Below are 19,221 nucleotides of genomic sequence, written 5' to 3' on the forward strand. Positions count from 1 at the left end.
ATCGCGGTGCTACCGCACGCAGACAGCAACATAAAGCGTGCCGCCTCGCGGCAAAATGGCGCTTCCTGACTATTGTCAAATCCTAGACCAGTCATTCCGCCTTTCACTTGATCAAAATCAAATGGCGGCGGCCATTTCAGGTTTATTTGCCTTGGCGAGCAAGGAGATGACCATGCAGGACGACCTCGTGAAACGCCTTTCGTCGCCGGTGCCGCGTTATACAAGCTATCCGACCGCGCCGCATTTCAACGATAGTATCGGCACGGAGGTCTATGCGGACTGGCTTGGCCTGCTCGGGCGGGACAATCGGCTGTCGCTCTATGCCCACATTCCCTATTGCGACCGGCTCTGCTGGTTCTGCGCCTGCCACACGAAGCAGACGCTGCGTTACGAGCCGATCGAGGCCTATCTGAAGGGACTTCACGCCGAAATCGCCGCGGTCGGCGCCCGCGTTTCGCGCGACGCACCCGTCACCGCGCTGCATTTCGGCGGCGGCTCGCCGACCCTGCTGCGGCCGCAGGACATGATCGCGCTCAAGCACTGTCTGGCGCAAAACTTCGCCTTCGCGAGCGATGCGGAAATCTCCGTCGAGATGGACCCGAACGATCTCGACGAGGCCCGCCACGATGCGCTTTCCGAAATCGGCATGACGCGTGCCAGCCTCGGCATCCAGGATTTCGATCCCAAGGTGCAGAAAGCGATCAACCGCATCCAGACCTTCGAACAGACGCGCGGCGTGGTGGAGGCGGCGCGGGCGCGGGGCGTGCGCTCGGTCAATTGCGACATTCTTTATGGATTGCCGTACCAGACCATGGAAACGCTGGCGGAAACCGTGCGCGCGGTCATTACGCTGGCTCCCGATCGCATCGCGCTCTTCGGCTATGCCCATGTGCCGTGGATGAAGAAGCACCAGACGATGATCGACGAGGCGGTCCTGCCGGGCATTGTCGCGCGGTTCCATCAAATGACGATGGCGGCGGAGATGCTGGTGGCGGTGGGCTATGAAGCGATCGGCATCGACCACTTCGCGCTGCCGGCGGACCGGCTTGCCCTTGCGGCGCGGCAAGGCACGCTGCGGCGCAATTTCCAGGGCTATACCGATGACCAGGCGGATGCGCTGATCGGCCTCGGCGCCTCTTCCATTGGCCAGCTTCCGCAAGGTTATATCCAGAACATGCCGGCGACGGGCGAATATCTGCGCCGGGTGGAGGAGGATGGCTTGGCGGCGGTGCGGGGCTACGCGCTGACGGAGGAGGATCGCGCCCGCGCCTTCGTCATCGAACGGGTCATGTGCGATTTCGGTTTTGCCTTCGCCGACCTGCCGTCGGCGTTTCGCCGTACGATCCGCGCGGAGGCGACCGGCTTTGCAGCCGCCGACAGGGATGGCCTCTGCCGCATCGACGGGGAGCGTTTCCTGCTGACGCCGGCCGGGCGGCCCTTTGCCCGCACGGTCGCCGCCGTCTTCGACGCGCATCTCGCCAGCGGCCGCGGCCGGCATTCCATCGCGGTCTGACCGGCGGTTGCGCCATGCTGTTTGCGCAACACAGCAGCGCCGACTGCGCAGGGCCCTCATCAAACCCCATTGGCAATTGCGTCCGTTTTCCCTATAGGATCGCGCGACTATAGATTCATGAGGTATGGGCGTGACTGCTACATTCGACAAGGTTGCCGACATCATTGCTGAGACCAGCGAGATCGATCGCGAGACGATCACGCCTGACAGCCACACGATCGACGATCTCGGCATCGACAGCCTGGACTTCCTCGACATCGTCTTCGCGATCGACAAGGAATTCGGCATCAAGATCCCGCTGGAACAGTGGACGCAGGAAGTCAACGAAGGCAAGGTCGCGACGGAAGAGTATTTCGTCCTGAAGAACCTCTGCGCCAAGATCGACGAGCTTCGCGCCGCCAAGGCTTGAGGTTACGGCGCCCGCCTCGGCGGGATTGACTGGACGATCCCGGTGCCTTTGGCTCGCGGCCTGCCGACTTCGGCAGGCCTTTCGATTTCCGGACCCCGCCGCAGGTGATATCCCGATGCTGCTCGAATATTTCCAGATGATCGATCGCGTGGAAGCCATCGACGGCGCGCGCCGCGTGTTGAAGGCCCGCTCGGTCGTGCCCGCGCAAAGCCCCGTCTTCGAAGGCCATTTCCCCGGCATGCCGCTCGTTCCCGGCGTGCTTCTCATCGAGACGATGGCACAGGCCTCCGGCTTCCTCGTGCTGGCGGCGACGGATTTTGCCGCCATGCCTTTCCTGATGACCGTCGACGGCGCCAAGATGCGCGCCTTCGTCGAGCCCGATGCGGTGCTCGACATCGAGGCCGTGCTGGAGCATGACGGGTCGGGTTATGCCGTGACCAAGGCGAAGATCACGTCGGCCGGCAAGAAGGTCTGCGACGCGCAGCTGAAGCTGCGCACCGTGCCGTTTGCCGAGGTGCCGCTCGGCGATATCGTGCGCAAGCGCGCGGGCGAGGTGGGTTTGTTCGAGGCGCTCGAGGCGTCTGCGGAAGGAAAGTGAGCATGGCGAACAACGATGTGGTGATCACGGGCGTCGGCATCGTCACCTGTCAGGGTGTCGGGGCGCAGGCGCATGTGGCGATCCTCGGTGCCGCGACGGCGCCGGACCTGAAGATCGAGACGGCCCGTTTCGCGCCCTATCCGGTGCATCCGATGCCGGAGATCGACTGGAACCAGCAGATCCCCAAGCGTGGCGACCAGCGCCAGATGGAGAACTGGCAGCGCCTCGGCGTGTTCACCGCGGGCCTTGCGCTGGACGATGCCGGCTTCAAGGACAATGCGGAAGCCTGCGGCACGATGGACATGATCGTGGCGGCCGGCGGCGGCGAGCGCGATATCGCGGTCGATTCCCTGATCGTCGACGAGGGCCTGAAGCGCAACGATCGCGAGCGGCTTTTGAACGAGAAGCTGACGACGGAACTGCGTCCGACGCTGTTCCTTGCCCAGCTTTCCAATCTGCTCGCCGGCAATATTTCCATCGTGCACAAGGTCACGGGCTCCTCGCGTACCTTCATGGGCGAGGAGGCGGCCGGCATCAGCGCCGTCGAGACCGCCTTCCACCGCATCCGTTCCGGCCAGTCGACGCATACGCTCGTCGGCAGTGCGCTGGTTGCCGAACGGCAGGACGTCATCCTGCTCTATGAGGCGATCGGCGCGCATGCGACCGGCGGCTGGGCGCCGCTCTGGTCGCGCGTCGAGGATGCCGGCGGCGGCATCATCACCGGCACCGCGGCGGCCTTCCTGATCCTCGAATCCCGGGCGCATGCCGAGGCCCGCAATGCGCGCATCTATGCGACGATCGACGCGATCGGCGGCGACCGCGGTTCGCGCGACGAGGGCCGGCTCGAAGCCCGCCTCGATCAATTGGCGGAGGGTGCTGCGACGGGCGCCGACACCCTGGTCTTCTCCGGCGCTTCCGGCCAGCATGGCCCGACGGCGCGGGAACGGGCCTGGCTCGACCAACGCTTTCCCGGCAGCCCGGTGCGCGGCTTCAGCGCCGTCACCGGCCAGGCGCTCGAAGCGCAGTTTCCGCTCGGCCTGGCGCTTGCCGCGCTGACGCTCGGCGCGGGTCTCAAGGTCGCCCCGTTCGATGCGGCGTCCGAGGCGGCGATGAGCGCGCCGGCGCGCGCCGCTGTTGTCACGACGGTCGGGCATTCGCGCGGCGAGGGCGTCGCAATTCTTGTCGCAGAGAAGTGAGGTTACGGCCATGACGAAAGCCGCTTACAGGGATCATCTCGGTCGCCCGATCGTCGCCATTACCGGCATGGGCGTGATCACCTCGCTCGGGCAGGGGCTCCAGGACAACTGGGCAGCGCTGACCGGCGGCGTGTCCGGCATCCACGGCATCACGCGTTTTCCCGTCGAAGGGCTCAACACCCGTATTTCCGGCACCGTCGATTTCATCGACCTTCCCGTCGAAAACCCGGTCGAGCGTTCCTTCGCCTATGCCCGCGAGACGACGGACGAGGCTCTGGCGCAGGCCGGCCTTTCCCGCGACTTCGGCGGCCCGCTCTTCCTGGCCGCGCCGCCGATCGAGCCGGACTGGAGCGATCGTTTCGCGCTGGCCGACCGCGCGCCGCCGTCGCAGCGTCCGGGCGATGCTTATGACCGCTTCCTTTCCGTGCTGCGCGACAAGCCCGAACCGGCGCTGCATGAGGCCTGGGCCTTCGGGGCGATCTCCGAGCGCCTTGCCGATCGTTTTGGCACGCGTGGGCTGCCGGTGACGCTGTCGACCGCTTGTGCTTCCGGCGCCACCGCCATCCAGCTCGGCGTCGAGGCGATCCGCCAGGGTCGCACCGACCGGGCGCTCACCGTCGGCACCGATGGCTCGGTGACGGCCGAAGCGCTGATCCGCTTCGCGCTGCTTTCCGCGCTATCGACGCAGAACGATCCGCCGACCAAGGCCTCAAAGCCCTTCAGCAAGGACCGCGACGGCTTCGTCATTGCCGAAGGTGCGGCGACGCTCGTGCTGGAATCGCTGGAATCCGCCATCGCGCGCGGCGCCAAGGTGCTCGGCATCCTCAAGGGCTGCGGCGAGAAGGCCGACCATTTCCACCGCACGCGCTCCTCGCCGGATGGCGGCCCGGCGATTGCGACGATTCGTGCCGCACTGGAAGACGCCGGCATCGACGAGAGCGGCATCGGCTATATCAATGCGCATGGCACTTCGACGCCGGAAAACGACAAGATGGAATATCTCTCCATGTCGACCGTCTTCGGCGAGAAGCTGGCGGGCATTCCGGTCTCGTCCAACAAGTCGATGATCGGCCATACGCTGACGGCGGCGGGTGCCGTCGAGGCGGTGTTCTCGATCCAGACCATGCTAACCGGCACGCTTCCGCCGACCATCAACTACACGAACCCCGACCCGGCGATCGTTCTCGACGTCGTGCCGAACGTGAAGCGCGATGCGCGCGTCACCGCAGTTCTCTCCAACTCCTTCGGCTTCGGCGGCCAGAACGCCAGCCTCGTCATGACGGCCGAACCGGCCTGATAGGAATTTTGCCATGCGCGCCCTGCAGCTTCTCGACGACCGCAAGCTTGAACTGACCGATATTCCGGAACCGGACGCCCCCGGCCCCGGCGAGGTCACGTTGCGCGTGAAAGCCGTGGCGCTCAACCATATCGACGTCTGGGGCTGGCGCGGCATGGCGTTCGCCAAGCGCAAGATGCCGCTCGTCATTGGCGCGGAAGCGGCCGGCGTCGTCGAGACGCTCGGCCCCGGTGTCTCCAGCGTGCTGCCCGGCCAGCTCGTTTCGATTTATGGCGCGCGCACTTGCGGCCTCTGCAAGCCGTGCCGCGAAGGCCGCGACAACCTCTGCGAACATGTCGGCGGCGTGCATGGCTTCCACCTCGATGGTTTTGCGCAGGAGAAGGTGAACCTTCCCGCCCGCCTGCTCGTGCCGGCTCCTCCCGGCGTGGATGCGGTCGCGGCCGCACTCGCCCCCGTCACCTTCGGCACGGTCGAGCACATGCTGTTCGACAACGCGAGACTCGAACCGGGCGAGACGATCCTCGTCCATGCCGGCGGCTCCGGCATCGGCTCGGCGGCCATCCAGCTTGCCAAGAAAATCGGCTGCACCGTCATCACAACCGTCGGCTCGAACGACAAGATCGAACGGGCGAAGGCGCTCGGCGCCGACCATGTCATCAACTACCGCGAAGACCGCTTCGAGGGCGTCGTGCGCAAGCTGACCAAGAAGAAGGGCGTCGACGTCGTCTTCGAACATGTCGGCAAGGATACCTGGGCGGGCTCGATGCTCTGCATGAAGCGCGGCGGGCGTCTCGTCACCTGCGGCTCCACCTCGGGCATCTCGACCGATATGAACCTGATGATGCTTTTCCAGCAGCAGTTGAAGCTGCTCGGCTCCTTCGGCTGCCGCATGGAGAACATGTCGAATGCCATGCAGAAGATGGCGCGCGGCCTCGTGCACCCGGTCATCGACACCGAAATCACCTTCGACGGCATTGCGACCGCTTTGGAACGCATGGAATCGCGCCAGATCTTCGGCAAGATTGTCCTGAGGCTGGACTGACGCCCGTGCGGATGGTCGTCACACGCCTGGTTCTCGCGGCAAGGAACACCAAGCAATGGCTGGTGGCGCAGTTCGCCTTCGGCCTGCTCAACCTCCTGAAGCTGCTGCCGGCGGATGGCGCCATCAACTTCGCCGACCGTTTCGCGCGCTGGATCGGCCCGAAGACGAGCCGCCACACGCTGACGCTCACCAACCTGCGTAATGCCTTTCCGGAAAAGCCGGAGGCGGAGATCCAGGCGATCGCGCTCGACGCCTGGGGCAATATGGGCCGGCTTGCCGCCGAATATGTCTTCCTCGACCGGCTTTTCGATTTCGATCCCGCGCGACCGACGCCCGGCCGCATCGAGGTTTCCGGCATTCCGCTCTTCGTGGATCTGCGCGACAACCCGCGGCCGTTCATCGTCTTCACCGCGCATACCGGCAATTTCGAGCTGCTGCCGGTGGCAGGGGCTGCCTTCGGGCTCGACGTGACGGTGCTCTTCCGGCCGCCGAACAACCCCTATGTCGCGGAAAAGGTGTTCGAATTCCGCCGCGAGCGCATGGGCCACCTTGTGCCGTCCCATGCCGGCTCCTCCTTCACGCTGGCGCGCAAGCTGGATGCCGGCGGGCCGGTCGGCGTGCTTGTGGACCAGAAGTTCAACAAGGGGCTGCACACGAAATTCTTCGGCCGCGACGTGCAGACAAACCCGCTGCTCGCAAAGCTCGTGCGCCAGTTCGACTGTGAGGTCTATCCCGCCCGCTGCATCCGCCTGCCCGGCAACCGCTACCGCCTGGAGCTGGAGCCGGCGATGGCGGTGCCCCGCAAGGAGAACGGCGCCGTCGATGTCGACGCGACCGCGCAGATGCTGAACGACAAGGTGGAGCAGTGGGTGCGGGAGTATCCCGGCCAGTGGTTGTGGTATCACGACCGCTGGAATATCAAGCGGAGCCTTATTACTTGAGTGCTTACGATTTCTTTCTTTCTATTCTAAATCTGAACGTATTCATTATTCCGAATTATACGACTTTAGGCTAATTAAGGGTTTGACATCCTTCCGTACGCTGTTACCATTTTGCTAATAGAAGCGCTTTGGACAGCATATTTGCGGGAGGAAAGATCAAAGCTATATCCTGTTTCCGGACAATTTAAGTAGTGTAATGATGCAATTGCTGTAGATTTCAGCAATTCAGGGAGCAACAATTGAAAGCTCTTGTAGAGTTGTTCTGGTTTAAGTATTCGCAACTTCAGCATGCAGTCAAGATCGGAAACGAACGACTGGTTTCCATGCTGGACAAGGAAATCGAGCCGGCCCTGGTGGCCGTGTTGCAGCGGGAGGCGAGCGACGTCTCCGAACTCCGCTCCCAGTTCCAGTTCGTGGTGGACCTCCTGCGCGAGGAATCCGAAGACAGGGCCTGCGTGCTCCGGCAGGCGCATAATTTCAAGCTCCTGCTGGATCGTTATTTCGGCACCGATGAGGCCGCCAGGCCCTTCCGCGTGGACATGCAGGATGTCGCGCGGCCCGTCGCGGCGCCGCGGGTGGTGGAGGATGGCCTGCTGAACGAGGCGATCCTCGACAGCCTGCCGGATCGCGTGGCGGTCATCACGACGGATTACCGCTATCTCTATTCCAACCCGCTGAACGCCCAGCGCTTCAGCGAGAAGCCCATCGATCTGGTGGGACGCCACATCGTGGAATTCATCGGCATGCAGCGCTTCGACGGCCGCGTGAAGCGGCATCTGGACCGTTGTTTTTCGGGCGAGGTGGTGGAGTACGACTATATCTCTCCACGGCGGGGCAATTCCATCACGCGCTGCCGCATGACGCCCTGCATGTCGGCCGCCGGAAACGTGCTCGGCGCCATCCTCGTGCTCCAGGAAACGCTGGAGACGCGCGGGCCGATCGCGGCCTGAGTTTCAGGACGCCAGGCCGGTGCCGCGCAGCATGAACTGCTGTTCGAAGGCGATGTGGCGCCGGATCGATTCGAAGAAACCGCGGAGCATGTAGCCCGCGGCTTCCGCGTTGACGGTGCCGTCGCCGCTGCCGAGCCGTGTCAATGTGTCGGTCAGTTCCTCCGCGAAACACTCGTCCTCGACATGTTCGAACTTCAGCCGGACGATCGTCTCGGTGAGGTCGCGGTTGCCGGTCGCCGCCTGCTCCAAGAGCGGAAAGACCGCTTCCTCCTCGTAGCGATGCACGCCGTTGACCAGCGGAATCAGCGATTTCGCGGCATACATGCATTTCTGCCGGTTGATGTTTGCCGGCAGGCTGTCGGCGATCTCCTCCAGCGCTTCGCACAGCGTCAGCTGCGTGTCGTGGGCCTTCTTCAGCCAGTCCAGCGAAACCGTGTCCGTCGGGCGGTCCGAAAGCAGCCGGGCGATATCTGCATAGTCCGTCATCTCGTGCTTCCTCGTTTGGGAAGGGCCGCGGCGCCGTGCGACGCGCGGCTGCGTCAACCTGTCCCTTTGATGCCGCCGGCTTCCGTCCGCTGCCTTGATCCATGTCAAGGATGCTCGCCTGCGCATCTGCGAAGCCTCAATCGAGCGCAAGGGCCTGCTCCGCGAGGGAGCCGGCTTGAGCGGGAAATTGACCGGTTGGGGGATGCCAACGATGAAATTCATGACGGAAACGATCGTCCTGGCCTTGGGAGCGTTCATCGCGCTGCTCGGCGCGGCCTTTGCCCAGGACAGGCTCTTCGAGGCCCATATGTGGGTGCTCTTCTTCGTGCTGCTGGCCAGCACGCTCTTCATGGTGCGGCGCATTTCCTTTGCGCCCGCCGTCGCCGCCAAGTCGTCTTCGGATGACGACGGCTATTTCGACGAGGTCATCAAGTACGGCGTCATCGCGACGGTATTCTGGGGCGTCGTCGGCTTCCTGGTCGGCGTCGTCGTGGCGCTGCAGCTGGCTTTCCCCGATCTCAACATCGAGCCTTGGCTGAACTTCGGCCGCACGCGCCCGCTGCACACCTCGGCGGTCATCTTCGCCTTCGGCGGCAATGCGCTGATCGCGACCTCCTTCTATGTCGTGCAGCGCACCTCGCGCGCCCGGCTCTTCGGCGGCAATCTCGGCTGGTTCGTGTTCTGGGGCTACCAGCTCTTCATCGTCATGGCCGCCACCGGCTATCTTCTCGGCATCACGCAGGGCAGGGAATATGCCGAGCCGGAATGGTATGTCGACCTGTGGCTGACCGTCGTCTGGGTCTGTTATCTCATCGCGTTCCTGGGCACGATCATGACCCGCAAGGAACCGCATATCTACGTGGCGAACTGGTTCTTCCTGTCGTTCATCGTGACGATCGCCATGCTGCACATCGTCAACAACCTGGCGGTCCCCGTCTCCTTCCTCGGCGTGAAGAGCTACTCGGCCTTCTCCGGCGTGCAGGATGCTTTGACGCAATGGTGGTACGGCCATAATGCCGTGGGCTTCTTCCTGACGGCCGGCTTCCTCGGCATGATGTACTATTTCATCCCGAAGCAGGTGAACCGCCCGGTCTATTCCTACCGGCTGTCGATCATTCACTTCTGGGCGCTGATCTTCATGTATATCTGGGCCGGCCCCCACCATCTGCATTACACGGCGCTGCCCGACTGGGCGCAGACGCTCGGCATGGTCTTCTCGATCATGCTCTGGATGCCCTCGTGGGGCGGCATGATCAACGGCCTGATGACGCTGTCAGGCGCCTGGGACAAGATCCGCACCGACCCGATCGTGCGCATGATGGTCATGGCCGTCGCCTTCTACGGCATGGCGACCTTCGAAGGCCCGATGATGTCGATCAAGTCGGTCAACTCGCTCAGCCACTATACGGACTGGACGATCGGCCACGTACATTCCGGCGCGCTCGGCTGGAACGGCCTCATCACTTTCGGCGCAATCTACTTCCTCGTGCCGAAACTGTGGAAGCGCGAGCGGCTCTACTCGATCCGCATGGTCAACTGGCACTTCTGGCTCGCCACCCTCGGCATCGTCGTCTACGCGGCCGTCATGTGGGTTGCCGGCATCCAGCAGGGCCTGATGTGGCGCGAATATGACGAGCAGGGTTTCCTCGTCTACTCGTTCGCCGAAACGGTCGCGGCCATGTTCCCCTACTACGTGCTGCGCGCCGTCGGCGGTGGGCTGTTCCTCTTGGGCGCGCTCATCATGGCCTACAACGTGACCATGACAATCCTCGGCTACCAGCGTGACGAGGCCCCGATCCCGGGTGCTGCGCCCGCGCTCCAGCCGGCCGAATAGGAGGGACCCGATGTCCATTCTTGATAAACACGCCATCCTCGAACGCAACGCGACGCTGCTTCTCGTCGGCTCGCTCCTCGTGGTCACCATCGGCGGCATCGTCGAAATCGCGCCGCTCTTCTACCTGGAAAACACCATCGAGAAGGTGGAGGGCATGCGGCCCTATTCGCCGCTGGAGCTTGCCGGGCGCGACATTTATGTCCGCGAGGGCTGCTATGTCTGTCACAGCCAGATGATCCGGCCCTTCCGCGACGAGGTCGAGCGCTACGGGCATTATTCGCTGGCCGCGGAATCGATGTACGATCATCCGTTCCAGTGGGGCTCGAAGCGCACCGGGCCGGACCTTGCCCGCGTCGGCGATCGCTACTCGAACGAGTGGCACGTCCAGCACCTGGTCGAGCCGCGCTCGGTTGTGCCGGAATCGGTGATGCCGAGCTATGCCTTCCTCAAGGAAACGCCGCTGGAGGTGAAGAACGTCTCCATGCACCTCTCGGCCAACCGCGCGGTCGGCGTGCCCTATACGGACGAGATGCTGGAAAACGCCGAGGCCGACATGAAGGCGCAGGCCGACCCGAACGCCGATACGTCCGGCATCGAGTCCCGCTACCCGAAGGCGAAGTTCGGCGATTTCGACGGCGATCCCAGGAAGCTCACCGAAATGGATGCGCTCGTCGCCTATCTGCAAATGCTCGGCACGCTGGTGGATTTCTCCACCTATGACGATGCCGCCGGTTACCGCTGAGGAGGCTCCCATGGAAACCTATACCGCCATGCGCCACTTCGCCGACAGCTGGGGGCTTCTCGCTATGACGCTGTTCTTCCTCGCCGTCGTCGTCTTCACCCTTCGCCCCGGCGCCCGCAAGGCCGCCGAACGGGCCGCCGAAATCCCCCTCAAGGAGGACTGATCATGGCCGAGAAACACATTGACGAAATCTCGGGCGTCGAAACCACCGGCCACGAATGGGACGGTATTCGCGAACTGAACAACCCGATGCCGCGCTGGTGGGTCTGGACGTTCTACGCGACGATCCTCTGGGCGATCGGCTACACGATCGCCTTCCCGGCCTGGCCGCTGATCTCCGACACGACCAAGGGCATGCTCGGCTGGTCGAGCCGCGCCAATATCGCGACGGAACTGGCGACCGCCAAGGAAGCCCAGGCCGGCTTCGTCGACCGCATCGCAAAATCGTCCTTGCAGGAGATCCTGGCCGATCCGCAGCTTTCGCAATTCGCAATTGCCGGTGGCGCCTCGGCTTTCAAGGTCAACTGTGCCCAGTGCCACGGCTCGGGTGCGGCGGGTGCGGCCGGCTTCCCGAACCTAAACGACGACGACTGGGTCTGGGGCGGCACGGTGGACGACATCTACCAGACGATCGCCCATGGCATCCGCCATCCGGGCGATGACGAGACCCGCATCTCGGAAATGCCTGCCTATGGCGACATCCTCCAGCCCGACGAGATCAAGCAGGTTGCGGCCTATGTCGTCAGCCTGACAGGCACGCCGTCGGATGCGAGCCTCATCGAGCCCGGCAAGCAGATCTTCGCGGACAACTGCGCCGCCTGCCATGGCGACGATGCGAAGGGCAACCGCGAGATGGGCGCACCCAACCTTGCCGACGCCATCTGGCTGAAGGGCGAGGGCGAGGGCGCCATCGCCGCGCAGGTCAAGTCGCCGAAACACGGCGTCATGCCCGCCTGGCTGCCCCGCCTTGGCGACCCGGCCGTCAAGCAGCTCGCCGTCTTCGTGCATTCGCTGGGCGGCGGCGAGTAAGCGCCACAAACACGAAGGCCGCGGTTTCCGCGGCCTTTTTTCTTCAGGCGACGACCATGTTCCGGCCCATGGATTTGGCGCGGTAGAGATTGCGGTCGGATGCGGCGAGCGCCTCGGCGGGATCGAAGCGCGGCGCGCAATGGAAGGCGCCGATGCTGATGCCGAGTGCGATCCGCACGCCCGAGGCGGTGCGCAGGTCGATGGCTTCCACCGCCTCGCGGATCGCCTGGGAACGATCGAGCATGCGCTCCGGCGAGGCCGCGTGCAGGAAGACCGCGAACTCCTCGCCGCCGAGCCGGCCGACCAGATCGTCTTCCGCGACGAGCCGGGACAGCAGGGCACCGATGCGGATGAGCGCCTCGTCGCCGGCCGCATGGCCGAAACGGTCGTTGACCGACTTGAAATGATCCACATCGAGGAAGAGCAGGCCGCCATGCGCGCCGGCACGGCTGCGTTCATCGAGGGCGGCCATGAAGGTCGCGCGGGTGAAGACGCCGGTCAGGGCATCGCGCTGCGCCTGGTATTGCAGGCGGGCATAGGCGTCGGCGAGCTCGTCTTTAGCCTGGGCCAGCGCGGCATTGGCCGAGCGCACTTTTTCCGCCAAGTAGAAATGCACCAGCGAAGCCGGGATGGAGATGGCGATCGGGCAGACGATCGTCATGACGAGCCCGGCGCCCGCCACCTCGCCGCCCATCATGGGAACGAAGGCGAAGCTGATCATCAGCGACGCCAGCGTGGAGAGCACGCCCACCGCCAATGCCTTGCCCAGGATTTTGTACATGAGGAGCCCGCGCCGATTGTTGATCGCGGGCTTGTCACTAGGAGCGTCTGATTGAAAAAGCCTGAATTGCTTCGATAAAAGTCTTTCAGGCGATCACATTGACGTTAGGGAAGGCATTCTACCGGTCGGACCAGACCGCAAGCTCATAGCCATCCGGATCGGTGAACTGGAAACGCCGGCCGCCGGGAAAGTCGAAGATCGGCTTGACGATCGTCCCGCCCGCCTTTTCAACGCGATCGAAGATGGCCTCCAGATCGTCCGCGAAGAGAATGACCAGCGGCCCGCCGTTGGCCTTGACCGGCGCCGTTGTCGTGAAGCCGCCCGTGAGGCGACCGTCCTGGAATTCGCAATATTGCGGACCGTAATCGGTGAAGGTCCAGCCGAAGGCGTCGCCATAGAAGGCTTTGCTCCGGGCGATATCCGCGACGTTGAATTCGATATAGTCGATCTTGCGATCCGCGCCCCTGCTGCTCATCGCGGCGTCTCCTGTTCCATGAGTTTTACCAGCGCTTCGAGGTCGCGCGTCACATGCGCCGCGTCCGACTCGAAGGCTGCGTCGTCCATATCCGGTTGGCGCAGCAACGTGAACATCACCTCGCATCCATCGCCATTCGGCACGATGCGCAGCGCATTTTCCACCACCAGCCCGTTCGGCAGTGTTACCGTGTGGTCGACCACGCCAAAATCGTTCGGCGGGGCAAAGCGCACGCGCACATTGCCGATCGGGCCGCCATCGGCGATCCAGTCCTCGCCGTCGCGCGTCAGGCCGGAGGCGAGGCCGGACGCCCAGAGCGGCATGTTTTCCGGCTTGGCGGCAAAGGCATAGACCGTGCGCCAGTCGCGCCGAATAGTCCGGTGGATGATGCGGGCGGGCATGGTGGTCATCGGTTGTCTCCTTCGGCGCGAACCATACGCGATCGGCCCGCGAAGTCTTGAACGAAACGGACAGTCAGCCGCGCATCTGCCGCAGGATTTCGCCCGGCGTCAGGCTGGTCAGCGCCAGCACGTCGCGGTTCATGTGCGCCTGGTCGGCAAAGCCGGAATCGGCGGCGAGCCCGGCCAGCGACGTTTCCGGGGTTTCAATCCGGTCGAGCAGCTTTTGCAGTCGCAGGATGCGGGCGAGCGTCTTAGGGCCGTAGCCGAATTCCGCCACGCTCAGCCGCCGCAAGGTGCGCTCCGTCACGCCGATTTCGGCGGCGATCGATTCTGCCGGCAATCGCGTGCTCAGCGCGTGAAGCGCCGCGGCATCGGGCCGCATGGCGGGCAGGTCCCGCATCTCCGAGGCGAAAACCGCCTGCAGGAGCCGGACCCTTTTCAACGGATCGCCGGCCGCGAGCAGGCGTTCATGGCGTCCGCTCAATCCGCCCGGACGGATATCGGCCAAGGGCACGACCTGGCCGGTCAGGGCATCGAGATCGCAGCGCAGGAGGTGGCGCGCGATGCCCGGCCGGAATCGCAGGCCCAGGATCGTTTCGCCCGGCCGCAGCCTTGGAAAGGCGGCCGTCCGGTCCGGGCCGGCGATGAGAAAACCGTGCTCCGTCCACAGCAGGTCGACGCAGCCATCCGGCACGACGGCGATGCGCGAGGCCGGTTTGCCCTCTGGCGCCCGGTGCATCCAGGCGCAGCGAAGCACGGCCGAAAGCGTGCCCGCGGCGGCATATTCGCGATAATCGCCGTAGCGTTTCGCCAGGATCGTCTCCGTCATCACGTCCTTTCTGTGCGGCAACCCGCCACGCCATGCCACGCCGCAAACTTGACTTACATCAACGATGGCGGCGGTTGTTGGCGTCATTGTGGTGGCACAACGACAGGTGCCGCAGAAGCCATGCAACAGAATACCACCACGATCTACAATTCCGTCGAGCGCCACGACGCCGAACCCGTCAATTCGGCGAAGGTCCGCAAGCCGCTTTACGAGAAGCGCAAGAAGATCTTCCCGAAGCGCGCGGAGGGCCGGTTCCGGCAGTTCAAATGGCTGGTCATGCTGGTGACGCTCGGCATCTACTATCTGACGCCGTGGATCCGCTGGGACCGCGGCCCGCATGCACCGGACCAGGCCGTGCTTGTCGATCTCGCCGGCCGCCGCTTCTACGTCTTCTTCATCGAGATCTGGCCGCAGGAATTCTTCTTCGTGGCGGGCCTGCTCGTCATGGCGGGCTTCGGGCTCTTCCTCGTCACCTCCGCCGTCGGGCGCGCCTGGTGCGGTTATGCCTGTCCGCAGACGGTTTGGGTCGATCTCTTCCTCGTCGTAGAACGCGCGATCGAGGGCGACCGCAATGCGCGCATCAAGCTCGACACCGGACCGTGGACGCTGGACAAGGTCTGGAAACGCGTCAGCAAACACGCCATCTGGCTGGTGATCGCGGTCGCGACCGGCGGCGCGTGGATCTTTTATTTCGCCGATGCGCCAACCTTGCTCGTCAATTTCGCGACGCTCCAGGCGCCGCCCGTCGCCTACATGACCGTCGCCATTCTGACGGCCACCACCTACGTTTTCGGCGGGCTGATGCGCGAGCAGGTCTGCACCTATATGTGCCCCTGGCCGCGCATCCAGGCGGCGATGCTGGATGAAAGCTCGCTGGTCGTCACCTACAACGACTGGCGCGGCGAGCCGCGCACGCGCCACGCGAAGAAGGCGATCGCCGCAGGAGAAAGCGTCGGCGACTGCGTGGATTGCAATGCCTGCGTCGTCGTCTGTCCCATGGGCATCGACATCCGCGACGGCCAGCAGATGGAATGCATCACCTGCGCGCTCTGCATCGATGCCTGCGACAACGTGATGGACAAGCTCGGCCGGGAACGCGGCCTGATCGCCTATGCCACGCTGTCGGACTATTCAAGCAACATGGCGCTCGCCACCGCGGGCGGCACGACGGCGATCGATCCCAGGCGCGTGCGGGACGCTAGAGGGCGCTTCAGCGACAAGATCCGCCATTTCGACTGGCGCATCATCTTCCGGCCGCGCACGCTGCTCTACTTCGGCATCTGGTCGCTCGCCGGCCTTGCGCTGGTCTTCGCGCTGCTGTCGCGCGACCGATTGGACCTCAACGTCATCCACGACCGCAATCCGCAATTCGTGCTCGAATCGGACGGCTCGGTGCGCAACGGCTATGCCGTGAAACTGCTCAACATGATCCCCGAGCCGCGCGTCATCACCGTGTCGATCGAGGGCATGCCGGGCGCCACCATGAAGGTCGCGGGCCATGACAGCGCCGATAGCCGCAGCGTCGATATCCCCGCCGATCCGGACAAGGTCACGGCTATCCGGGTCTTCGTGACGCTGCCGAAGGATCGCCTCGCGGAGGCGGCCGATGGGTTCCGCATCATCGCCGAGGACCGGCAGGGCCACGAACGCGACGTCTACTCCGCCAATTTCAACACGCCGGGAGCGAAATGATGGCTACGCAACACAAGCAAGGTTTCGTCTTCACCGGCTGGCACATGCTCGGCGTCATGGTGCTGTTCTTCGGCACCATCATCACCGTCAACCTGATCATGGCCTGGAACGCCTCGCACAGCTGGAGCGGCCTCGTTGTGCCGAACACCTATGTCGCCAGCCAGCAGTTCAACGGCAAGGTGGCGGAGGCCAAGGCGCTGGCGGCGAGCGGCATTGAGGGCAGCCTGGCGATCGAGGGCAACCGCATCACCTACAAGGTCCTCGATGCGAAAGGTGTGCCGATCATCGCCGACGACGTCCTGGCCGTCTTCAAGCGGCCGGTGGACGAACGCAAGGACTTTTCCGTCGATCTCCAGCCGGTCGGGCAGGGGTTATTCGTAGCGGAGTACGCCGTGCCGGCCGGCCAATGGATCGTCGATATCAGCACGAAGCGCGACGGCGCGAAGGTCTTTCACCAGACGCTCCGCACCGTGGCCGGAGGGGGCGTGCAATGAGCTGCTGCGCACCCGGCACGGAAGGCGCCGTCGAGGCGGCGCGTGCGGCTTTGCCGTCCTCGGAGGAGTTGTTGCTCGCCAGCCGCCCGGTCGACGAGGGGCTGCGCCAGAGCGATCTCAGCGTGCCCGGCGTGTTTTGCGGCACCTGCATCACGACCATCGAGGGCGCGCTGAATGCACTGCCCGAAGTGGCGCGCGCGCGTGTGAACCTGTCCACGCGCCGTGTTTCCGTGGTCTGGAAAGAGGAGGTCGAGGGGCGGCGGACCGATCCGCAGGCGATCGCCGCCGCGATCAAGGCTACCGGCTATGATGCGCATCTCTTCTCGCTGGCCGCCGAGGGCGATGACTATCTGCGCAACCAGCTCATTCGCGCCGTCGCTGTCGCCGGCTTCGCCGCGACGAACATCATGCTGCTCTCGGTCTCCGTCTGGTCGGGTGCGGAGGCCGCGACGCGTGATCTGTTCCACTGGATTTCCGCCTTCATCGCCGGCCCGACGCTGATCTATGCCGGCCGCTTTTTCTACCAGTCGGCGTGGAAGGCGCTGCGCCACGGCCGCACCAATATGGACGTGCCGATCGCGCTCGCCATCACGCTCTCCTACGTGGTCTCGCTGTGGGAAACGCTGCACAGCGCGGAACATGCCTGGTTCGACGCGACGGTCAGCCTGCTGTTCTTCCTGCTGATCGGCCGCACGCTCGACCATGTCATGCGCGACCGTGCCCGCTCGGCGATCACCGGTCTGGCGCGTCTCTCGCCGCGCGGCGCCATGGTGGTGCGGGCGGATGGCTCGCGCGACTATCGGCCGGTCGAGGAGATCGCCATAGGCGAACATCTCTCGATTGCTGCCGGCGAGCGCATCCCCGTCGATTGCCGCGTGCTGTCCGGCGCCAGCGATGTCGACCGCTCGATCGTCAATGGCGAGACCGATCCGCTTGCCGCCACGCCCGGCACGCGGCTCGAAGCCGGCGCGATGAACCTTACGGGCTCGCTCACCGTCGAGGCGGTCGCCACGGCGCGCAATTCGTTCCTGTCTGAGGTCATCGGCCTCATGGAGGCCGCCGAAGGGGGCAGGGCGCGCTATCGCCGCATCGCGGATCGTGCGGCGCAGATCTATTCGCCGGCGGTGCATCTGCTGGCGCTTACCGCCTTCCTCGGCTGGGGCCTTTATGACGGCGACTGGAAACACGCCATGCTCGTCGCCATTGCCGTGCTGATCATCACCTGCCCCTGTGCGCTCGGCCTTGCCGTGCCCGTCGTGCAGGTCGTCGCGGCGGGCCGGCTTTTTGCCGGCGGCGTGATGGTCAAGGACGGTTCGGCGATGGAGCGCCTCGCCGAAATCGACACCGCCGTCTTCGACAAGACCGGGACGCTGACACTCGGCAAGCCGCGCCTCGTCGACCGCGACAAGGTCAACCGCGGCCATCTGGCGCTCGCCGCCGCGCTCGCCGCCCATTCGCGCCATCCGCTTTCGATGGCGCTTGCGGGTGCCAATGCCGGCCCGATGCCCGTCATCGATGGGGTAAAGGAGATTGCCGGCGGCGGTCTCGAAGCCACGACACGGCAAGGCCTGCTCCGCCTCGGCAACCGCGCCTTCGCCAGCGGCAAGGCGGTCACGGGCGCGGAGGAGCATGGGCTGTCCGAGGTCGTGCTGTCGCGCGACGGTGCGGAGCTCGAAACCTTCCGCTTCGAGGATGCCTTGCGCGCCGGTGCCGCCGAGACGATTCACGTCCTGAAACGGGAAGGAATCGAGATGGCCATCCTCTCCGGCGATCGTGCGCCCGCCGTCGCCCGTATTGCCGGTGCACTCGGCGTCGGCCGGTGGCGTGCCGCCCTTTCGCCGCGGGAAAAGACGCAAGCCGTGGCCGAACGCGCGGCCGATGGCCACCGCGTGCTGATGGTCGGCGACGGCATCAACGATGCGCCGGCGCTGGCTGCCGCCCACGTCTCCATGGCGCCCGCGACGGCGGCGGATGTCGGCCGGCAGGCGGCGGATTTCGTCTTCCTGCACGAAAGCCTTGAGGCCGTGCCTTTCGCCCTTGAGACCGCCCGCCGCGCCGGCCGCCTGATCCGGCAGAATTTCGCGCTCGCCATCGGCTACAATGTCATTGCCGTGCCGGTCGCGATTCTCGGCCATGCCACGCCGCTGATCGCCGCCATCGCCATGTCCACGTCGTCGATCATCGTGGTGGTGAACTCGCTGCGGCTGCGCGGAAAGATACCGGCATTCGCGACGCGTGCAGCCGGCGAGGCGCGCCCGGCCGAGCCCATGGTGCAAGCCGCATGAACACGCTGGTCTTCCTCATTCCGATTGCGCTTTTCCTCGGCGGGCTCGGGCTTGCTGCCTTTCTCTGGTCGCTGAAGAGCGGGCAATATGACGACGTGGAGGGCGCCGCCTGGCGTGTTCTGGACGATGGTGATGACCGGCCTGCGGGCTAGTTTCAACTGGTTCTAAAAGCGTTGCTTCACCAAACATTTGCTTGTCGTAAATCGATTTGAATGCCAAAACACGTC

General features: G+C 64.6%; 21 protein-coding genes. 16 read left to right on the forward strand and 5 right to left on the reverse strand.

The genetic code is table 11. From position 1 onward, the window contains the following. Positions 1-172: 172 nt before the first annotated feature. From hemN to GB927_RS04860, 8 genes are all read left to right on the forward strand, one after another. Complete coding sequence (hemN, locus tag GB927_RS04825) at positions 173-1,513, forward strand: oxygen-independent coproporphyrinogen III oxidase (protein ID WP_256115502.1); 1,341 nt, start codon at positions 173-175, stop codon at positions 1,511-1,513. A gap of 124 nt (positions 1,514-1,637) precedes the next feature. After that, on the forward strand, positions 1,638-1,922 hold the full coding sequence (locus tag GB927_RS04830) for an acyl carrier protein (protein ID WP_256115503.1): 285 nt from the start codon (positions 1,638-1,640) through the stop codon (positions 1,920-1,922). Between the two features lie 115 nt (positions 1,923-2,037). Then, entirely contained in the window at positions 2,038-2,520 is a 483-nt protein-coding gene (locus tag GB927_RS04835) for a 3-hydroxyacyl-ACP dehydratase FabZ family protein (protein WP_256115504.1), read from the forward strand. Further along, positions 2,517-3,716, forward strand: a complete 1,200-nt coding sequence (locus GB927_RS04840) for a beta-ketoacyl-ACP synthase (RefSeq protein WP_256115505.1) — start codon at positions 2,517-2,519, stop codon at positions 3,714-3,716. The genes GB927_RS04835 and GB927_RS04840 overlap by 4 nt, the downstream gene beginning before the upstream one ends. A gap of 10 nt (positions 3,717-3,726) precedes the next feature. Continuing rightward, complete coding sequence (locus GB927_RS04845) at positions 3,727-5,013, forward strand: beta-ketoacyl-ACP synthase (protein WP_256115506.1); 1,287 nt, start codon at positions 3,727-3,729, stop codon at positions 5,011-5,013. Between the two features lie 13 nt (positions 5,014-5,026). Further along, positions 5,027-6,055 carry a zinc-binding dehydrogenase gene (locus GB927_RS04850; RefSeq protein ID WP_256115507.1) on the forward strand — a complete coding sequence of 343 codons (1,029 nt, stop codon included), beginning with the start codon at positions 5,027-5,029 and terminating at the stop codon, positions 6,053-6,055. A gap of 11 nt (positions 6,056-6,066) precedes the next feature. Then, positions 6,067-6,996, forward strand: a complete 930-nt coding sequence (locus tag GB927_RS04855; RefSeq protein ID WP_256116165.1) for a lipid A biosynthesis lauroyl acyltransferase — start codon at positions 6,067-6,069, stop codon at positions 6,994-6,996. A gap of 323 nt (positions 6,997-7,319) precedes the next feature. Next, positions 7,320-7,946, forward strand: a complete 627-nt coding sequence (locus GB927_RS04860; RefSeq protein WP_256115508.1) for a PAS domain-containing protein — start codon at positions 7,320-7,322, stop codon at positions 7,944-7,946. Between the two features lie 3 nt (positions 7,947-7,949). Here GB927_RS04860 and GB927_RS04865 read toward each other — a convergent pair whose 3' ends face one another. Beyond that, a complete protein-coding gene (locus GB927_RS04865) occupies positions 7,950-8,432 on the reverse strand; it encodes a hemerythrin domain-containing protein (protein WP_256115509.1) in 483 nt (160 codons plus the stop codon). A gap of 211 nt (positions 8,433-8,643) precedes the next feature. On the opposite strand from GB927_RS04865, the gene ccoN reads away from it, so the two are divergent. Genes ccoN through ccoP form a run of 4 tightly spaced genes read left to right on the forward strand, consistent with a single transcriptional unit; the run spans position 8,644 to position 12,037 of the window. After that, positions 8,644-10,266: a cytochrome-c oxidase, cbb3-type subunit I gene (gene ccoN / locus GB927_RS04870; protein ID WP_256115511.1), complete on the forward strand. Its 1,623-nt coding sequence runs from the start codon at positions 8,644-8,646 to the stop codon at positions 10,264-10,266. 10 nt (positions 10,267-10,276) lie between these two features. Continuing rightward, positions 10,277-11,008, forward strand: coding sequence for a cytochrome-c oxidase, cbb3-type subunit II (gene ccoO / locus GB927_RS04875; protein ID WP_256115513.1), 732 nt, complete (start codon positions 10,277-10,279; stop codon positions 11,006-11,008). 10 nt (positions 11,009-11,018) lie between these two features. Continuing rightward, on the forward strand, positions 11,019-11,171 hold the full coding sequence (locus GB927_RS04880) for a CcoQ/FixQ family Cbb3-type cytochrome c oxidase assembly chaperone (RefSeq protein WP_064330326.1): 153 nt from the start codon (positions 11,019-11,021) through the stop codon (positions 11,169-11,171). A gap of 2 nt (positions 11,172-11,173) precedes the next feature. After that, on the forward strand, positions 11,174-12,037 hold the full coding sequence (ccoP, locus tag GB927_RS04885; RefSeq protein ID WP_256115514.1) for a cytochrome-c oxidase, cbb3-type subunit III: 864 nt from the start codon (positions 11,174-11,176) through the stop codon (positions 12,035-12,037). 43 nt (positions 12,038-12,080) lie between these two features. Here the strand turns inward: ccoP and GB927_RS04890 are convergent, their stop codons facing one another. The 4 genes from GB927_RS04890 to GB927_RS04905 all read right to left on the reverse strand — a co-directional run bounded on the left by GB927_RS04890 (position 12,081) and on the right by GB927_RS04905 (position 14,523). Then, positions 12,081-12,818 (reverse strand): GGDEF domain-containing protein, encoded by a 738-nt coding sequence (locus GB927_RS04890; protein ID WP_256115515.1) that lies wholly within the window; start codon positions 12,816-12,818, stop codon positions 12,081-12,083. Positions 12,819-12,936: 118 nt separating this feature from the next. Beyond that, entirely contained in the window at positions 12,937-13,293 is a 357-nt protein-coding gene (locus GB927_RS04895) for a VOC family protein (RefSeq protein ID WP_256115516.1), read from the reverse strand. After that, on the reverse strand, positions 13,290-13,703 hold the full coding sequence (locus GB927_RS04900) for an SRPBCC family protein (protein WP_256115517.1): 414 nt from the start codon (positions 13,701-13,703) through the stop codon (positions 13,290-13,292). Before GB927_RS04900 ends, GB927_RS04895 begins: the two co-directional genes overlap by 4 nt. Positions 13,704-13,767: 64 nt before the next feature. Continuing rightward, positions 13,768-14,523, reverse strand: a complete 756-nt coding sequence (locus tag GB927_RS04905) for a helix-turn-helix domain-containing protein (protein WP_256115518.1) — start codon at positions 14,521-14,523, stop codon at positions 13,768-13,770. A gap of 120 nt (positions 14,524-14,643) precedes the next feature. Here GB927_RS04905 and ccoG point away from each other — a divergent pair, with 120 nt between their 5' ends. The 4 genes from ccoG to ccoS are packed head-to-tail and all read left to right on the forward strand — an operon-like array spanning position 14,644 to position 19,146. Further along, positions 14,644-16,215 (forward strand): cytochrome c oxidase accessory protein CcoG, encoded by a 1,572-nt coding sequence (gene ccoG, locus GB927_RS04910; protein ID WP_256115519.1) that lies wholly within the window; start codon positions 14,644-14,646, stop codon positions 16,213-16,215. Beyond that, positions 16,215-16,709, forward strand: a complete 495-nt coding sequence (locus tag GB927_RS04915; protein ID WP_256115520.1) for a FixH family protein — start codon at positions 16,215-16,217, stop codon at positions 16,707-16,709. The genes ccoG and GB927_RS04915 overlap by 1 nt, the downstream gene beginning before the upstream one ends. Next, on the forward strand, positions 16,706-18,994 hold the full coding sequence (locus GB927_RS04920) for a cation-translocating P-type ATPase (RefSeq protein ID WP_256115521.1): 2,289 nt from the start codon (positions 16,706-16,708) through the stop codon (positions 18,992-18,994). The genes GB927_RS04915 and GB927_RS04920 overlap by 4 nt, the downstream gene beginning before the upstream one ends. Next, positions 18,991-19,146 (forward strand): cbb3-type cytochrome oxidase assembly protein CcoS, encoded by a 156-nt coding sequence (ccoS, locus tag GB927_RS04925; RefSeq protein ID WP_256115522.1) that lies wholly within the window; start codon positions 18,991-18,993, stop codon positions 19,144-19,146. The genes GB927_RS04920 and ccoS overlap by 4 nt, the downstream gene beginning before the upstream one ends. Positions 19,147-19,221: the final 75 nt, after the last annotated feature.

The organism is Shinella lacus (assembly GCF_010994755.1).
Classification (GTDB): domain Bacteria; phylum Pseudomonadota; class Alphaproteobacteria; order Rhizobiales; family Rhizobiaceae; genus Shinella; species Shinella lacus.

Coding starts and splice junctions, on each gene's coding strand:
- ccoO (WP_256115513.1), top strand. CDS start 10,277: ATGTCCATTCTTGATAAACACGCCATCCTCGAACGCAACGCGACGCTG.
- GB927_RS04835 (WP_256115504.1), top strand. CDS start 2,038: ATGCTGCTCGAATATTTCCAGATGATCGATCGCGTGGAAGCCATCGAC.
- GB927_RS04850 (WP_256115507.1), top strand. CDS start 5,027: ATGCGCGCCCTGCAGCTTCTCGACGACCGCAAGCTTGAACTGACCGAT.
- GB927_RS04895 (WP_256115516.1), bottom strand. CDS start 13,293: ATGAGCAGCAGGGGCGCGGATCGCAAGATCGACTATATCGAATTCAAC.
- GB927_RS04865 (WP_256115509.1), bottom strand. CDS start 8,432: ATGACGGACTATGCAGATATCGCCCGGCTGCTTTCGGACCGCCCGACG.
- GB927_RS04915 (WP_256115520.1), top strand. CDS start 16,215: ATGGCTACGCAACACAAGCAAGGTTTCGTCTTCACCGGCTGGCACATG.
- GB927_RS04845 (WP_256115506.1), top strand. CDS start 3,727: ATGACGAAAGCCGCTTACAGGGATCATCTCGGTCGCCCGATCGTCGCC.
- GB927_RS04880 (WP_064330326.1), top strand. CDS start 11,019: ATGGAAACCTATACCGCCATGCGCCACTTCGCCGACAGCTGGGGGCTT.
- ccoN (WP_256115511.1), top strand. CDS start 8,644: ATGAAATTCATGACGGAAACGATCGTCCTGGCCTTGGGAGCGTTCATC.
- GB927_RS04855 (WP_256116165.1), top strand. CDS start 6,067: ATGGTCGTCACACGCCTGGTTCTCGCGGCAAGGAACACCAAGCAATGG.
- GB927_RS04905 (WP_256115518.1), bottom strand. CDS start 14,523: ATGACGGAGACGATCCTGGCGAAACGCTACGGCGATTATCGCGAATAT.
- GB927_RS04890 (WP_256115515.1), bottom strand. CDS start 12,818: ATGTACAAAATCCTGGGCAAGGCATTGGCGGTGGGCGTGCTCTCCACG.
- GB927_RS04860 (WP_256115508.1), top strand. CDS start 7,320: ATGCTGGACAAGGAAATCGAGCCGGCCCTGGTGGCCGTGTTGCAGCGG.
- GB927_RS04920 (WP_256115521.1), top strand. CDS start 16,706: ATGAGCTGCTGCGCACCCGGCACGGAAGGCGCCGTCGAGGCGGCGCGT.
- ccoG (WP_256115519.1), top strand. CDS start 14,644: ATGCAACAGAATACCACCACGATCTACAATTCCGTCGAGCGCCACGAC.
- ccoS (WP_256115522.1), top strand. CDS start 18,991: ATGAACACGCTGGTCTTCCTCATTCCGATTGCGCTTTTCCTCGGCGGG.
- ccoP (WP_256115514.1), top strand. CDS start 11,174: ATGGCCGAGAAACACATTGACGAAATCTCGGGCGTCGAAACCACCGGC.
- GB927_RS04900 (WP_256115517.1), bottom strand. CDS start 13,703: ATGACCACCATGCCCGCCCGCATCATCCACCGGACTATTCGGCGCGAC.
- hemN (WP_256115502.1), top strand. CDS start 173: ATGCAGGACGACCTCGTGAAACGCCTTTCGTCGCCGGTGCCGCGTTAT.
- GB927_RS04830 (WP_256115503.1), top strand. CDS start 1,638: ATGGGCGTGACTGCTACATTCGACAAGGTTGCCGACATCATTGCTGAG.